Consider the following 14309-nt stretch of genomic DNA (forward strand, 5'->3'; position numbering starts at 1 on the left):
TATAGCAGGCGCGACTTGGCGTTCCTATGACGTGGTTCACATTGGCACACATTTACGGTGGATAGCACCGCTGCGGCTGCAAGCCACCAATCTCCTTGGCCGCTTTTCCTACTGCCCGGCCTGGTCGGCGTCGGTCAGCGTGCCGAGGAAGGCGACGATGTCGTCGATCTCGGCATCGGTCAGCGCCGGCTTGTCGCCGGGCTTTTTGCCGTTGAAGGGCGGGTCTGTGTTGAGGTTTCCCCAGTAAGCCTTTGGCAGATCGTCGAATTTGTCGACCGTGCCGTCGGTCTTCTTCGGATACCAGCGCCCGGGATCCGTATCGCGGCTGGCGTAGAAGGCGACCGCGTCGCGCAGCGTGTGGAAATAGCCGTTGTGGAAGAAGCTTTTCCGCAAGGCAACGTTGCGCAGCGTCGGCGTCTTGAACAGGCCGCAATATTCGACGCGGTCCTTGAGATCGGTGCGCAGCGGACCGCACAGGCCGAGGTCGACATAATTGGGATCGGCATTGGCGGGGATCGCCGGGTTGCGCGGCACGGCAATCGCGATCAGGCCGTAATCAGTGAATTGCGGCGGCTCGCCGTCATTGGCCGGTTCGCTGAGATGACAGCTCGCGCAATTGCCCTTCGCTGCGTCCTCGAACAGCATGCGGCCGCGCAATTCCTGCGCGGAAAGTTGCGCCTTGCCGGCAAGGAAAGCGTCGTAGCGGCTGGAATAGGGATAGAAATCGGCGCTGCTCTGCTCGAAGGTGCCGAGCGCTTCCACAGCGGCGTCGAAGGCGTCTTGCGGATGGTCGAAGACATCGGCGCCGAAGGCCGCCTTGAAGGCGCCGGCATAAGGCGCGTTGCGCAGGCTGGCGACCACTTGGGCCGCGTCCTTGTTGCCCATCTCGAAGGACGACAGCAGCGGGATTCTTGCCTGGTCCTTGCCGTGGTCGGCGCGGCCGTCCCAGGTCAGGCCCCCGGTCGGGCCATTGTCGACGCTTTCGTCGCCTTCGTCCTCGGAGTCGTAGAAATGCTCGGTGAAGGCGGGCGCCGCCTGCAGGTAGCGCAGCGACGGCACGGCGCGAACGCCTGGCTGGTCAAGATTGGCTCCGCCCATTTCGACCGGCGCCGCCGAGGGCGGCCCGAAAGCATGGTTGGGATCGTGGCAGGATGAGCAGGCCTGCTTGCCCGAGGCCGAGAGCGACGGGTCGAAGAACATCTGTCGCCCCAGCGCCGTCAGCGCCTCGGCGCGGGCGAAGGCTTCCTGGCGCGTCATCGGGCCGGGATGGACACCGGATGGCTCCTCGGTGTTGGCGGGCGCGGTGGAGGCCACGATCATGGCCGCTGCAATGGCGATCGCGTGATTTTTCCGACGTCCCATCGTCTTCGGCGATATCCCTGATTTCTTCGCCCGGTTTCTTTGGCGGCGTAAGGATCGAGTGCAACGGATTGATGACCGGTCTTCCCGCTCACGAAACCGTGTTCGGCCGGGGCCGAACTGTCACAAAGGTGACAAGGCGTCGAAGTAGCTGGGCATTGATGCAGTTGCGTTCCTGCATTGCCGTCCTCCAGCCATTCCCAAGCCACGAGGCATTTTCCAATGATCCGGTCCTTTCTCTCCCTTTGCCTCGCCTCCACGGCGCTGGCATCGCTCTCTGCCGCTGCCCAAGCGGCGCCTGCCGGTTACGACAAGATCGACACCGTCGTCGTCATCTACGCCGAGAACCGCAGCTTCGATAACCTTTATGGCGGCTTCCCCGCCGCCAACGGCCTGGTCAACGTTTCGCCCGACCAGGCGCGCCAGCTCGACCGCGACGGCAAGCCGCTTTCCGAACTGCCGCCGGCCTGGGGCGGACTGACCGGCAAGGGCGTCACGCCGGCGGTGACGGAGGCGCAGAGCGCGCATCTGCCCAATGCGACATTCGCCATCGACGATCCCAAGGGCTTCAACGAGAATACCGGCGTCATCACCCATGATCTGTGGCATCGTTTCTATCAGGAGCAGATGCAGATCGACGGCGGCCGGAACGACAAGTTCGTCGCCTGGGCCGATTCCGGCGCGCTGGTGATGGGCCACTATGACGGCTCGATTCTGCCGATGTGGGCGATCGCCAAAAAATACGTGCTGGCGGACAATTTCTTCCAGGGCGCCTTCGGCGGCTCCTTCCTCAACCATTTCATGCTGGTCTGCGCCTGCGTGCCTTACTATCCAAATGCCGACACCAGCCCGGTGAAGGCCCAGATTGCCGTCGTCGAGCCGGATGGCGTGACGCTGAAACCGGCCGACAATTCGCCGCCCTCGGCGCTGGGCGGCGTGCCGAAATTCGCCAATGACGGCGCCATCACGCCCGACTTCTACGCCGTCAACACCATGCAGCCGCCTTACCAGCCAAGCGCCAACAAGCCGGCCGAGGGTGGCGACAGGGCGCTGGCCGATCCGGCGCAGCCGACCACGCTGCCGCCGCAGCACGAGATCACCATCGGCGATCTGCTGTCGCTCAAGGGCATTTCCTGGGCGTGGTATTCGGGCGCCTGGCAGGCGGCGCTCGACGGCAAGAACGCGACGCCCGTGCCGAACTTCCAGTTCCACCACCAGCCCTTCAACTATTTCGCGGCCTATGCGCCGGGCACGGCCGCGCGGGCCGAGCACATCAAGGATGGCGGGCTCGGCGGCACCGAGTTCATCAAGGCGATCGACGACGGCAAGCTGCCGGCAGTCTCTTTCTACAAGCCGCAGGGCAACCTCAACGAGCATGCCGGCTATGCCGACGTGACCTCCGGCGACCAGCATCTGGCCGACCTCGTCGCGCATCTGGAGAAGAGCCCGCAATGGGCGCATATGCTGGTGGTCGTCACCTATGACGAGAATGGCGGCTTCTGGGATCATGTCGCGCCGCCCAAGGCCGATCGCTGGGGCCCGGGCAACCGCATCCCGGCCTTCATCATCTCGCCCTATGCGAAGATGGGGATGGTCGATCACACGCAGTACGACACGACCTCGATCCTGCGTTTCATCACCGCCCGCTACGACCTGCCTGTGCTGCCCGGCATCGTCGCCCGCGACAAGGCGCTGCGCAACCACGACCAACCGCCGATGGGCGATCTGACGGCAGCGCTCGATCTGACGAAGTAGCCTCTCAGAACCCGGGTTCCTCGCCCCCGCCAGAGCCGGGGGAGAGGTGTCCGCAAAGTGGACGGCGAGGGGGCTTCGCAGGGCGCTCCCCCTCTCCGTCTCGGCTTCGCCGAGCCACCTCTCCCCCATTTCATGGAGGCGAGGAAACGCCAATCGCGCAAGGCCTGCCTCGGCGATTGCCTCAGTGAATTCCCGTCCGCTATCAATGGCCTCCAAACTGGAGGCGACACGATGGCAGACTTGAAAATCAGGACCCGCAACGTCGGCGCGCTTGCCGTCCTGCCGCCGGGCGGCCTGCCAGCGGTCACCACCCCGACCGGTGGCACGGTCGATGTGGTCACGCAGGTCAGCGCGCCCGGCTTCAGCCCGCTCGACCTGCTCCATGCCTCTTTGGCCGCCTGCATGGTGCTCAGCGCCCGCATCGCCGCCACCCGCCTCGGCGTCGCCGACCGGCTCGGCGAGGTGAGGGCGGATGTCAGCGGCGAGAAGGCGAAGGACGAGCCCTCGCGGGTCGAGGCATTCATCGTCAAACTGGAGATCACCGGCGACCTTGATGCCGCAATGAAAGAACGGATCCTGGCGGACGCGGAAAACATCTGCACCGTCTCCAACACGCTGCGCGGCGCGCCCGCGCTTCGTTCCACGCTGGGGTGAGCGCAATGGCGTATCTTTCGTCGATCGACTACGCGACCGCCTCGGACGACATCCGCGCCGAGCACGACCGCGAGCTCGCGCTGCGCGGCCGCATGACCAACATGAAGCGCATCCTGCTCCACTCGCCGGCCGCCCACCGCATCTACGCCGAATGGTTCACGCTGCGCGACCTTCTCAAGCCCACACTCGACGACCGCGCCATCTGGCTGTTGTCGAAAGCGATGGCCGAGACCATGCGCGCCGAGATTCCCGTGACCTTCTTTCGCCGCGCATTGATCGAGAACGGGCTCGACCCCGAAGCGATCGAACCGACCGCCGACGAGACGCTGCTGATCTCCTTCGGCATGGCAATCGCCGCCGATGCCAATGCCGTCCCGGCAGAAACCTGGGCCGCACTCAAGGCGCGCTACGACGAGACGCTGCTGGTCAACCTCACCGCCTTCGCCGGCATCATGGTGGCGACCTGCGTATTCACCAATGCGGTGAAGGTGGATCTCGATCCGGAGCTGGAGGAGTATCGGAGGCAGTGAGGCGCGACTTCTCCTTCTCCCCCTGTGGGAGAAGGTGGATCGGCGCGTTAGCGCCGAGACGGATGAGGGGTGTTCCAGCTTGGCGATAAGATTGAAATCGCCGCCGCCTCATTCCTTCCAGCACCCCTCATCCGACCTCGCTGCGCGAGGCCACCTTCTCCCACAAGGGGAGAAGGGAAAGCCGGCGCCCACCCCCGCAGGAATCGGGTGGCCGATGCTCATCCTTCGCCCCACTTTGACACCAAGCGAAGGAGCCAACCCATGACCATCCATTCCCTCAACACCAAGCGCGCCAGCCGCTCCGCCGAATCCCGCGTCGCAGCACAAGATTGGCGCGCGCTGGTCTCTGAACTCAACGCCCATGGCTGTGCCGTCATGCCCGGCATGCTGTCGGCGGAAGAATGCGCCGATATCGCCGCGCTCTACCCGCATGAAGAGCATTTCCGCAGCCATGTCGTGATGGCGCGCCACGGCTTCGGCAAGGGCGAATATCGGTATTTCAAATATCCGCTGCCGGACCTGATCGAGGGCCTGCGCACCACGCTCTACCCGCGCCTCGCCACGGTCGCCAATGACTGGAACGAGAAGATGGGTGTTGCCCAGCGCTATCCGGCCGAGCACGCCGCCTTCCTGAAACGCTGCCACGATGAGGGCCAGGTAAAGCCGACGCCGCTTCTGCTGCAATACGGCCCCGGCGATTTCAACTGCCTGCACCAGGATCTCTACGGCGAGCTTGCCTTTCCGCTGCAGGTGGCGATCCTGCTGTCCGAGCCCGGCGAGGATTTCACCGGCGGCGAATTCGTGCTCACCGAGCAGCGCCCGCGCATGCAAAGCCGCGCCGAGGTGGTGCCGCTCAAGCGCGGCGATGCGGTAATCTTCGCCGTGCACAACCGGCCGGTGGAGGGCACGCGAGGTTACTATCGCGTCAACCTGCGCCACGGCGTTAGCCGCCTGCGCTCAGGCGGGCGACATACGCTCGGCATCATCTTCCATGACGCGAGGTGACACTCCCCGAGGCGGCGTTTTTTTCTACGCTCCCGGCCGCCGATAACGGATCGATTTCGCCCTGCCCAGCGCGTCCATCATCTCCTCGACGCTGAGGAGGACGGTGGTCTCGCAGGAGCTGAGCGCCCCTCCGGCACCGATGGCGAGCACGACGGACGCCATCGAAACATTGTCCGGCGCCTCCCACAGGTTCCAGCCGTCGTGTTCGCCGAACGCGTACCAGAACCCGTGCAGCTTTCCGCCCACCGATTCTATGTATGAGCTGGCTGCCTTGCGGCGATCTTCGGGGTTTTCGATCATTCGCGCCCATGTCTCGGGCGTGTAGCTGAAGCGCGTCAGGTACATGGCCATGGTTGACCTCCCTTGCCAGAGCCCATCAAGTGGTTGGCTCCAGCACTAAGCGCTCGATCTGTCGGCGACGCGAATCAATTTTACCTCGGCTGGTCTGCCTCAAAGGGAATACGCCGAGCGCGGCATGCGGCGCTTCTGCCTCTTCCCCTCGTGCCCGCATTCGCGTAATGCCCCGGGCAAATCCCCGCCACGTCAGCGCAGTTTCCCGGACCGTCCCATGATCCGTCTCGAAAATATCGGCAAGCAGAACGGCCGACAGATCGTCTTCATCGAAGCTTCCGCCGCCTTGCAGAAGGGCGAGAAGATCGGGCTTGTCGGCCCGAACGGCGCCGGCAAGACGACCCTGTTTCGCATGATCATTGGCCAGGAGCAGCCCGATGAAGGCCAGGTCTCGGTCGATCGCGGCGTCACCATCGGCTATTTCAGCCAGGATGTCGGCGATATGGGCGGCTTGAGCGCCGTCGCCGAAGTCATGGAAGGCGCCGGGCCGGTCAGCGCGGTCGCCGCCGAAATGCGCGAGCTCGAGCACGCCATGGGCGATCCCGACCGCGCCGACGACATGGATCAGATCATCGAGCGCTACGGCGAGTTGCAGCACCGCTTCGAGGAGCTTGACGGCTATGCGCTGGACGGTCGGGCGCGCGAGGTGTTGGACGGCCTCGGCTTCAGCCAGGAGATGATGGACGGCGACGTCTCAAAACTCTCCGGCGGCTGGAAGATGCGCGTGGCACTCGCCCGCATCCTCCTGATGCGGCCCGACGTCATGCTGCTCGACGAGCCGTCGAACCATCTCGACCTCGAAAGCCTGATCTGGCTGGAGAAATTCCTCAAGGATTATGACGGCGCGCTGCTGATGACCTCGCACGACCGCGAGTTCATGAACCGCATCGTCACCAAGATCATCGAGATCGACGCCGGTGCGCTCACCTCCTATTCCGGCAATTACGAATTCTACCAGGAGCAGCGCGCGCTGGCCGACAAGCAGCTGCAGGCGCAGTTCGAGCGCCAGCAGGCGATGCTGGCCAAGGAGATTGCCTTCATCGAGCGCTTCAAGGCGCGTGCTTCCCATGCGGCCCAGGTGCAGAGCCGGGTGAAGAAGCTCGACAAGATCGACCGTGTCGAACCGCCGAAGCGCCGCCAGACGGTGACTTTCGAATTCCAGCCGGCGCCGCGCTGCGGCGAGGACGTGGCGACGCTGAAGGGCATCCACAAGGCCTATGGCAGCCGCAATATCTATTCGGGCCTCGACTTCCAGATCCGCCGCCGCGAGCGCTGGTGTGTGATGGGCGTCAACGGCGCCGGCAAGTCGACGCTTCTGAAGCTGGTCGCCGGCGCCTCCGAGCCGGACGAAGGCTCCGTCGCGCGCGGCCCGAGCGTCAAGATGGGCTATTTCGCCCAGCACGCCATGGAGCTGCTCGATGGCGAGCGCACCGTCTTCCAGACGCTGGAGGACTCGTTTCCGCAGGCAGGCCAGGCGCCGCTCAGGGCTTTGGCCGGCTGCTTCGGCTTTTCCGGCGACGAGATCGAAAAGAAGTGCCGCGTGCTTTCCGGAGGCGAGAAGGCCCGGCTGGTGATGGCGCTGATGCTGTTCGATCCGCCAAACCTGCTGGTGCTCGACGAGCCGACCAACCATCTCGACATAACCACCAAGCAGATGCTGATCGAGGCGCTGTCGCAATATGAAGGCACGATGCTGTTCGTCTCGCACGACCGCCATTTCCTGGCGGCGCTGTCGAACCGCGTGCTCGAGCTGACGCCCGACGGCGTCCACACCTATGGCGGCGGCTACACCGAATATGTCGCCCGCACCGGCCAGGAGGCGCCGGGACTGAGGGGGTAGGGCGAGACCTTACGCAATTGGCGGCGGCGCATTCCCCCTGTCGGGGCGAGCCCCGGCGCTTACCCCCTCGTCAGCCCGCGATCGATCAGCCGCGCAAGCCGCGCCGAGAACGCCTTGGCGTCGGCCGGCTTGTCGCCGTCGAGCACACGTGCCTCGTCGTAAAGCAGATGCGCGGCGTCTTCCTTGAACGCCTTCTCGTCGTCGCCGAGCTTTGCCAGTGCCGCCACGCGCTCGTGGCGCGGGTTGATCTCGAGGATCGGCTTGGCCGCCTTGTCGAGCCGGCCGGCGGCGTTGAGCAGGCGCTCGAACTGGCGGTCCGGGCCATGCTCCGGCGCGACAAGGCACACGGCGCTTTCGGTCAGCCGGTCGGAGGACTTCACGTCCGAAACCTCCTCGCCAAGCGTCGTCTTCACGAAAGCCAGGAAGGCGGCAATATCCGACGACGTCTCCGCGTCGGGCTTCGCCGCATCTTCGGGCAGCGCGATATCGGCGAGCTCGGCCGCGCCCTGCGTCACGGACTTGAACGGCTTGCCGTCGAATTCCGGCGCCATCGTCACCCAGAAGCTGTCGACGGGATCGGTGAGGAGCAGCACCTCGATGCCGCGTGCGCGAAAACCTTCGAGCTGGGGCGAGGCTTCGAGCCGGGCGCGATCGTCACCGGCCATGAAGAAGATCGCTTTCTGTCCTTCCTTCATCGCTGCGACATAGTCGGCAAGGCTGCGCCAGCCTTCGCCTGAGGTCGTCGAACGGAAGCGGGCAAGCTTCAGCAGCTGCTCGCGTCGCTCGTAATCCTCATAGAGACCTTCCTTGAGGACGACGCCGAAATTTTCCCAGATTTTGGCGTAGGCTTCGGCATCGTTTTCGGCCGTCTTGGCGAGATCGCCGAGAACGCGGTTGGTCACGCCCTTGCGGATCGCTGCGAGCAACGGGCTTTCCTGGATCATCTCGCGCGAGACATTGAGCGGCAGGTCGGCGGAATCGACCAGGCCGCGCACGAAGCGCAGATAGCGCGGCAGCAGATCGGCTTCGTCGGTGATGAAGACGCGCCGCACATAGAGCTTCATGCGGCCCTTGCGGTCCTGGTCAAACAGGTCGAACGGCCGCGATCCCGGCACGAAGGCGAGCACGCTGTATTCCTGCCGGCCCTCGGCGCGGAAATGGATGGTCGAGGCTGGCTCGTCATACTGGCCGGCGATGCTGCGGTAGAAGTCGGTATATTCCTCCGGCTTGATCTCGCTCTTTTGCCGCACCCAAAGCGCCGTGCCGTCGGCAATGTCGCGCGGTTCGGCGCCGGGCTTTTCGACAAATGTGATCGGCACCGGCACATGCCCGGATTGCGACTTCGCCAAGCCCTCGAGCCGATAGGGCGTGGTGTAGGACGAGGCGTCCTCCATCAGATGCAGCACCACCCGCGTGCCGCGCTTGGGTGCTGCCTCGATCGGCGCTGGCGCGATCTCGTAGGTGCCCTTGCCGTCGGACGACCAGCGGAAAGCCTCATTGCTGCCGGCCTGGCGGCTGATGACGTCGACCCGGTCTGCGACCATGAAGGCGGAATAGAAGCCGACGCCGAACTGGCCGATCAGCTGCGTGTCTTCCGCCGCGTTGCCGGCCTCGACGCGCTCCATGAAGGCGCGCGTGCCGGAGCGCGCGACCGTGCCCAGCGCCTCCGCCATCTCGTCGCGGCTCATGCCGATGCCGTTGTCCTCGACCGAAAGCTCCTTGTTGTCCGGATTGGCGGCAATCGTGATGCGCGGCTTGGCATCGTCGCCCAGAAGCTCTGGCCGGCTCACCGCCTCGAAGCGCAGCCTCTCGCAGGCGTCCGCCGCATTGGAGATCAGCTCGCGCAGGAAAACGTCTCGGTCCGAATAGACCGAGTGCACCATCATGTGCAGCAGCCGCGAGACGTCCGCCTCGAATGTCCTGGTTTCCTTTGCCTTGGTGTCCGTCGTCATTCAGAATTCCTGCGCTCGTTGCGTTGTCCGCCGCGCCAGCACGCGCCGGGTTTCAAATTTTCAGCCATTGTTGCTTGTGGATGCGCTCCCTGCCAGCGCCGCAGGCGCCAGCGAAACCAGGTCCGGCGCCAGGATATCGTGGCGGCGGGCGAAAGCAACAAGGGTTGCCCGCACCGTTTCCGCATCGATCTCGCCGGCAATGCCGGCTTTGCAGGCGTTGAGCGCGATCGCATGCGCGCTGCTCCTGCTCGCGGCCGGCCAATCCTGCAGCAGGGCATAGGCTTCCATCACGGTCTCGAGCCGGACCGGCAAACCCATTCCGACAAGGATGGTGACAGGCTCTTCAAAGCGGTCGTGGTTCATGGTCAGAACCCTCATTCGGGTGCATCATCATGGCGCCTTGACGATGGCCGGTCGTCCCGGCCAGCACATGTCGGCGCGGGTAGGGCGGTTGCAGGACGACGCCGTGCGGCCGCGGCTGGCCGATGCCGTTGAACGCCTGCACACCCACCGGGCCCGCCGGCGTGTGCGTCGCTGAATTCTGCCGGTTAAGGCGCGGCGGGGGCAGCGCCTTGTGTGCCTTGGCGAGGGCCTCGATCCAGGCGGCGACCGCCAGTGGCACCGGTGCGCGCCCCTCGAGCCAGCGCCTCACGTCGTTTCTGGGCCAGCCAAGCTCCTCGGCGACGTCGGCAGCTTCCCATCGCAAGATTCTCAGGCATTCGCGCAATCGTCCTGCAATCATGGCAATCCTCGTCCGTTCGCAGTCACATGGGCCCCGCCTTGGAGGCGAGGCCCGACCTTCGCTAGCCGCCCCCGGATGTTTCGGTGGCCGACACGTGCTGTGCGGCAAGAAACATCAGCGTTGAGGCGACGGTCCGCCGGTTCCACCCGGCGGATTCGGCCGTGTCGAGCAAGCCTGCCAGCAGCGGCTTCAATGCGCTTCGGCATTCGGCTTCATAAGCGAGGAATTCGCTTGCCGGGCGCGTCGGCGCCGGAACCGAGCCATTGCCGCTCATCATATCCATAATGGCCTCCCATCGTGCATTTCGAAACGCCCGCTCCCGTTGCCGGAAGCGGGCTCCCGTCGGCGTCTCAGAAGTCCATGCCGGCGCCGGCCGGCATGGCCGGAGCGGCCTCCTTCTTCGGCTTCTCGGCCACCATGGCCTCGGTGGTGACGAGCAGTCCGGCAACCGAGGCCGCATCCTGCAGCGCGGTGCGCACGACCTTGGCGGGATCGATGACGCCCTGTTTGTAGAGGTCGCCATATTCGCCGGTCTGGGCGTTCCAGCCATAGGCGAATTCGGTCTTCTCGCGCAGCTTGCCGACGATGATCGAACCTTCCGACCCGCTGTTCTCGGCGATCTGGCGCGCCGGGGCCTCGATCGCGCGCCGCACGATATCGACGCCGTATCTCTGGTCCGGGTTGTCGACGGCGACTGCGTCGAGCGCCTTGGCCGCCCTGAGCAGGGCAACGCCGCCGCCGGGCAGGATACCTTCCTCGACCGCCGCGCGCGTGGCGTGCAGCGCGTCGTCGACGCGGTCCTTCTTCTCCTTGACCTCCACTTCCGTCGCGCCGCCGACGCGGATCACGGCAACGCCGCCGGCGAGCTTGGCCAGCCGTTCCTGCAGCTTCTCGCGATCATAGTCGGAGGTGGTCTCCTCGATCTGCGCCTTGATTTGCGTGATGCGGCCCTGGATCTCCTCCTTCTTGCCGGCACCATCGACGATGGTGGTGTTCTCCTTCTCGATCGCGACCTTCTTGGCGCGGCCGAGCATCTCCAGCGTGACGTTCTCCAGCTTGATGCCGAGATCCTCGCTGATGGCCGTGCCGCCGGTGAGGATGGCGATGTCCTCCAGCATGGCCTTGCGCCGGTCGCCGAAGCCCGGCGCCTTGACGGCGGCGACTTTCAGCCCGCCGCGCAGCTTGTTGACCACCAGTGTGGCCAAAGCCTCGCCCTCGACATCCTCGGCGATGATCAGGAGCGGCTTGCCGGACTGGACCACGGCTTCGAGCACGGGAAGCAGGGCCTGCAGATTGCCGAGCTTCTTCTCGTGGATCAGCACATAGGGCTCTTCGAGCTCGACGCGCATCTTGTCCTGGTTGGTGATGAAATAGGGCGAGAGATAGCCGCGGTCGAACTGCATGCCTTCAACGACTTCCAGCTCGGTCTCGGCGGTCTTGGCCTCCTCGACGGTGATGACGCCTTCGTTGCCGACTTTTTCCATAGCCTCGGCCAGGAAGCGGCCGATCTCGGCATCGCCATTGGCCGAGATGGTGCCGACCTGGGCGATCTCGTCGTTGCTGGTGATCTTGCGGGCGTTGACCTTGAGTTCGGCGACGACGGCATCCACCGCCTTGTCGATACCGCGCTTGAGATCCATCGGGTTCATGCCCGACGCAACGGCCTTGGCCCCTTCGCGAACGATCGCCTGGGCAAGCACGGTGGCCGTGGTGGTGCCGTCGCCCGCGAGGTCGCTGGTCTTCGAAGCGACTTCGCGAACCATCTGGGCGCCCATGTTCTCGAACTTGTCCTCGAGCTCGATCTCCTTGGCGACGGTGACGCCGTCCTTGGTGATGCGCGGCGCGCCGAACGACTTGTCGATGACGACGTTGCGACCCTTCGGACCGAGCGTCACCTTCACCGCGTCGGCGAGGATGTTGACGCCGCGCAGCATGCGCTCGCGGGCGTCGGAATGGAATTTGACTTCCTTGGCAGCCATTGGATCACTCCTTGTTTAGGCAGCTTTCATTGACTGGGTTGCGGTTCGATCGAAGCCCCGGTCAGGCGGCTTTCTTCAGCGTCGCGGCCTGCTCGATCACGCCCATCACATCGCCTTCCTTCATGATGAGCAGATCCTCGCCGTTGAGCTTGATCTCGGTGCCGGACCACTTGCCGAACAGGATGCGGTCGCCGACCTTCACGTCGAGGGGCACGAGCTTGCCGCTCTCGTCGCGGGCCCCCGGGCCGACGGCGATGACTTCGCCTTCCTGCGGCTTTTCCTTGGCAGTGTCGGGGATGATGATACCGCCGGCCGTCTTCTCTTCGGCCTCGATGCGGCGCACGAGCACGCGGTCATGCAATGGACGGAACGTCATATCGTTCTCCTTCAGGACAAACAGATTGCGAGCAGTTCCTCCGCTCCGGACCGGCAGGACCGGAGCGGGGCTCGCGCGACCCTTTCGGCATCGCGCGCATGTCGAGCTAATTTTGCCTTCATCTACTTTCAAGGGGGTACCGCAAATTTTTTGGCACTCTCGACCGTTGAGTGCTAGCGCGCTGAAAACATGCGGTAAATTGGCCCGCTCCGATAACGGAGAGGCTTGAATTCGCGATTGAGTTGAACAAGATTATCGGTGCCCGGCAGCGCCGGGACCGGTGAGAAATTGGAACCCGAAGCAAGGAGTTTTTGGAGACGGAGGACAGAAATGGACCGACAGACGCTTTCGCCGATCATTCCTTCCCTAGCTCCCGAACTATCAGACCTTTCGCTCGACCGGCTGCTGTCGCCGGCCAGGCATTTTCAGCACCCGCGGGATGTGCTGGAGGACGGCTCGCTCGATATATGGGAAAAGCGGGCGATCCTTTCGTCCTGGGCGTCCGATGCTTGCGCCGTGGAATCGATGCCGGCGCTGCGCCAGCCGCCGGGCACCGAGCGGCCGGTCTCCTTCGACGACATCATGGATGCGCTGCGCCGGCTTGATGCGCTGGCTCCGCCGCCCAGCGGCCCTGCCGATGACGACCACCGGCAGGTGGTCGACCGGCTGAGCGCGTGAAGGCCCGAAGGCGATGGCGGTCAGCAAGGAATTCCGCTTGCAGATGAATGGGTATGGCTTGACCACTGCCGAGATCCATTATCATCTGCCCGACCATCCCAGCCTGCTCCAGCTTTACGTCTGGCAGGACTATGATCTTGCCCCGGATTTCCCGGCGCTGAGGGGCTTTCTGGGCTTTTGGCAGCGCGAGCTGGCTGGCGCCTTGCATTCTGTCCGTGTCGCTCACCATCGGCTCATCAGGGCGTCGGAGTGGCGGGCCGTCGACGGGATCATCGCGATCCATTGAAGATCAGCTCCCCGAGGCGGTCGTGGTTGTGCGGCCGCCTCCAACTCATGATTCGCCTGCCTGCATGCAGACGAAGGGACTGACTTTCACGACCTTGAAGGCGGCTTCGGAGCGGGGCCTTGACGTGCCCGTGTTGAATTCCCAGATCGATTACGCCGGTGCTTGAGAGAGACCGGCAAGGTCAAGGGGCGCCGCTTCCTTGGCGCCCCTCGTATCTATGTTGCTCAATGGAGGATGTAGCTATGAGAACCACGTTTGACTTCAGTCCCCTGTTCCGGTCGAGCATCGGCTTCGATCGAATGCTGAACGCGCTCGAGACGGCGAGCCGGATCGAGACCGTCGACAATTGGCCACCCTACGACATCGCCAAGACTTCGGAAGACGACTACCGCATCAGTATGGCGGTGGCTGGGTTCTCGCAGGACGAACTGGCCATTACCCAGGAGCAGAACATGCTCATGGTCTCTGGCCAGAAAGCCGGCGAGGACAAGGGTGAGTACCTGCATCGTGGCATCGCCGGCCGTGCGTTCCAGCGCCGCTTCGAGCTTGCCGACCACGTCAAGGTCGTTGGCGCCAGCTTGGTCAATGGGCTGCTGACGATCGATCTGAAGCGCGAAATTCCAGAAGAGATGAAACCGCGGCGGATCGAGATCGCGGCCGACAAGGCAACGCTCAAAGGCACGACAAAGAAGATCGAAGGCGAGAAGCACGCCGCCTGAGGGCTTCTTGTGAGCGCATCCGCGCTATGCGCCGGGCGCTGCCCGGCGCGTAGGTGCTTTTCGAGCCGATGAACAGAAAGGAG

16 protein-coding genes are annotated in these 14309 nt (G+C 64.4%); 8 read left to right on the forward strand and 8 right to left on the reverse strand.

All coding sequences use genetic code 11. The features are described 5' to 3' along the window. Positions 1 to 108 precede the first annotated feature (108 nt). Entirely contained in the window at positions 109 to 1320 is a 1212-nt protein-coding gene (locus tag LB538_RS16780; RefSeq protein WP_224525193.1) for a cytochrome-c peroxidase, read from the reverse strand. A 261-nt stretch (positions 1321 to 1581) separates the two neighbouring features. Between LB538_RS16780 and LB538_RS16785 the strand changes: the two genes are divergently transcribed. The 4 genes from LB538_RS16785 to LB538_RS16800 all read left to right on the forward strand — a co-directional run bounded on the left by LB538_RS16785 (position 1582) and on the right by LB538_RS16800 (position 5303). Further along, positions 1582 to 3114, forward strand: coding sequence for an acid phosphatase (locus LB538_RS16785; protein WP_224524815.1), 1533 nt, complete (start codon positions 1582 to 1584; stop codon positions 3112 to 3114). Between the two features lie 231 nt (positions 3115 to 3345). Further along, positions 3346 to 3768, forward strand: coding sequence for an OsmC family protein (locus LB538_RS16790; protein WP_224524812.1), 423 nt, complete (start codon positions 3346 to 3348; stop codon positions 3766 to 3768). A 5-nt stretch (positions 3769 to 3773) separates the two neighbouring features. Beyond that, positions 3774 to 4298, forward strand: a complete 525-nt coding sequence (locus LB538_RS16795; protein WP_224524810.1) for a hypothetical protein — start codon at positions 3774 to 3776, stop codon at positions 4296 to 4298. A gap of 261 nt (positions 4299 to 4559) precedes the next feature. Further along, positions 4560 to 5303: a 2OG-Fe(II) oxygenase gene (locus tag LB538_RS16800; protein ID WP_140846994.1), complete on the forward strand. Its 744-nt coding sequence runs from the start codon at positions 4560 to 4562 to the stop codon at positions 5301 to 5303. 24 nt (positions 5304 to 5327) lie between these two features. Here the strand turns inward: LB538_RS16800 and LB538_RS16805 are convergent, their stop codons facing one another. Further along, positions 5328 to 5654, reverse strand: a complete 327-nt coding sequence (locus LB538_RS16805; protein ID WP_224524808.1) for a GYD domain-containing protein — start codon at positions 5652 to 5654, stop codon at positions 5328 to 5330. A gap of 217 nt (positions 5655 to 5871) precedes the next feature. On the opposite strand from LB538_RS16805, the gene LB538_RS16810 reads away from it, so the two are divergent. After that, a complete protein-coding gene (locus LB538_RS16810) occupies positions 5872 to 7494 on the forward strand; it encodes an ABC-F family ATP-binding cassette domain-containing protein (protein ID WP_224524806.1) in 1623 nt (540 codons plus the stop codon). Positions 7495 to 7553: 59 nt separating this feature from the next. Here the strand turns inward: LB538_RS16810 and htpG are convergent, their stop codons facing one another. The 6 genes from htpG to groES form a co-directional block, all read right to left on the reverse strand. Then, positions 7554 to 9446 (reverse strand): molecular chaperone HtpG, encoded by a 1893-nt coding sequence (htpG, locus tag LB538_RS16815; protein ID WP_224524804.1) that lies wholly within the window; start codon positions 9444 to 9446, stop codon positions 7554 to 7556. Between the two features lie 60 nt (positions 9447 to 9506). Then, on the reverse strand, positions 9507 to 9824 hold the full coding sequence (locus LB538_RS16820; RefSeq protein WP_411909028.1) for a DUF982 domain-containing protein: 318 nt from the start codon (positions 9822 to 9824) through the stop codon (positions 9507 to 9509). Further along, the gene (locus LB538_RS16825) at positions 9790 to 10188 is read right to left on the reverse strand and encodes a helix-turn-helix domain-containing protein (RefSeq protein WP_224524801.1); all 399 of its coding nucleotides are present in this window, start codon (positions 10186 to 10188) and stop codon (positions 9790 to 9792) included. Before LB538_RS16825 ends, LB538_RS16820 begins: the two co-directional genes overlap by 35 nt. A gap of 61 nt (positions 10189 to 10249) precedes the next feature. Further along, a complete protein-coding gene (locus tag LB538_RS16830; protein ID WP_224524799.1) occupies positions 10250 to 10465 on the reverse strand; it encodes a hypothetical protein in 216 nt (71 codons plus the stop codon). A gap of 73 nt (positions 10466 to 10538) precedes the next feature. After that, the gene (gene groL / locus LB538_RS16835) at positions 10539 to 12167 is read right to left on the reverse strand and encodes a chaperonin GroEL (RefSeq protein ID WP_224524797.1); all 1629 of its coding nucleotides are present in this window, start codon (positions 12165 to 12167) and stop codon (positions 10539 to 10541) included. Between the two features lie 61 nt (positions 12168 to 12228). Then, the gene (groES, locus tag LB538_RS16840) at positions 12229 to 12543 is read right to left on the reverse strand and encodes a co-chaperone GroES (protein ID WP_224524795.1); all 315 of its coding nucleotides are present in this window, start codon (positions 12541 to 12543) and stop codon (positions 12229 to 12231) included. Between the two features lie 330 nt (positions 12544 to 12873). Between groES and LB538_RS16845 the strand changes: the two genes are divergently transcribed. The 3 genes from LB538_RS16845 (at position 12874) to LB538_RS16855 (ending at position 14226) form a co-directional block, all read left to right on the forward strand. Beyond that, positions 12874 to 13221, forward strand: coding sequence for a hypothetical protein (locus LB538_RS16845; RefSeq protein ID WP_224524793.1), 348 nt, complete (start codon positions 12874 to 12876; stop codon positions 13219 to 13221). Between the two features lie 13 nt (positions 13222 to 13234). After that, complete coding sequence (locus LB538_RS16850) at positions 13235 to 13507, forward strand: usg protein (RefSeq protein WP_140846975.1); 273 nt, start codon at positions 13235 to 13237, stop codon at positions 13505 to 13507. Positions 13508 to 13749: 242 nt separating this feature from the next. Then, a complete protein-coding gene (locus LB538_RS16855) occupies positions 13750 to 14226 on the forward strand; it encodes an Hsp20 family protein (protein ID WP_224524790.1) in 477 nt (158 codons plus the stop codon). The last annotated feature ends 83 nt before the right edge of the window (positions 14227 to 14309 follow it).

Source organism: Mesorhizobium sp. Ca11 (assembly GCF_020165275.1).
In the GTDB taxonomy this organism is placed as follows: Bacteria; Pseudomonadota; Alphaproteobacteria; order Rhizobiales; family Rhizobiaceae; genus Mesorhizobium.

Excerpts from the sequence above, each read along its gene's own strand:
- LB538_RS16780 (WP_224525193.1), bottom strand. The coding sequence starts at position 1,320 with ATGATCGTGGCCTCCACCGCGCCCGCCAACACCGAGGAGCCATCCGGT.
- LB538_RS16785 (WP_224524815.1), top strand. The coding sequence starts at position 1,582 with ATGATCCGGTCCTTTCTCTCCCTTTGCCTCGCCTCCACGGCGCTGGCA.
- LB538_RS16790 (WP_224524812.1), top strand. The coding sequence starts at position 3,346 with ATGGCAGACTTGAAAATCAGGACCCGCAACGTCGGCGCGCTTGCCGTC.
- LB538_RS16795 (WP_224524810.1), top strand. The coding sequence starts at position 3,774 with ATGGCGTATCTTTCGTCGATCGACTACGCGACCGCCTCGGACGACATC.
- LB538_RS16800 (WP_140846994.1), top strand. The coding sequence starts at position 4,560 with ATGACCATCCATTCCCTCAACACCAAGCGCGCCAGCCGCTCCGCCGAA.
- LB538_RS16805 (WP_224524808.1), bottom strand. The coding sequence starts at position 5,654 with ATGGCCATGTACCTGACGCGCTTCAGCTACACGCCCGAGACATGGGCG.
- LB538_RS16810 (WP_224524806.1), top strand. The coding sequence starts at position 5,872 with ATGATCCGTCTCGAAAATATCGGCAAGCAGAACGGCCGACAGATCGTC.
- htpG (WP_224524804.1), bottom strand. The coding sequence starts at position 9,446 with ATGACGACGGACACCAAGGCAAAGGAAACCAGGACATTCGAGGCGGAC.
- LB538_RS16820 (WP_411909028.1), bottom strand. The coding sequence starts at position 9,824 with ATGAGGGTTCTGACCATGAACCACGACCGCTTTGAAGAGCCTGTCACC.
- LB538_RS16825 (WP_224524801.1), bottom strand. The coding sequence starts at position 10,188 with ATGATTGCAGGACGATTGCGCGAATGCCTGAGAATCTTGCGATGGGAA.
- LB538_RS16830 (WP_224524799.1), bottom strand. The coding sequence starts at position 10,465 with ATGATGAGCGGCAATGGCTCGGTTCCGGCGCCGACGCGCCCGGCAAGC.
- groL (WP_224524797.1), bottom strand. The coding sequence starts at position 12,167 with ATGGCTGCCAAGGAAGTCAAATTCCATTCCGACGCCCGCGAGCGCATG.
- groES (WP_224524795.1), bottom strand. The coding sequence starts at position 12,543 with ATGACGTTCCGTCCATTGCATGACCGCGTGCTCGTGCGCCGCATCGAG.
- LB538_RS16845 (WP_224524793.1), top strand. The coding sequence starts at position 12,874 with ATGGACCGACAGACGCTTTCGCCGATCATTCCTTCCCTAGCTCCCGAA.
- LB538_RS16850 (WP_140846975.1), top strand. The coding sequence starts at position 13,235 with ATGGCGGTCAGCAAGGAATTCCGCTTGCAGATGAATGGGTATGGCTTG.
- LB538_RS16855 (WP_224524790.1), top strand. The coding sequence starts at position 13,750 with ATGAGAACCACGTTTGACTTCAGTCCCCTGTTCCGGTCGAGCATCGGC.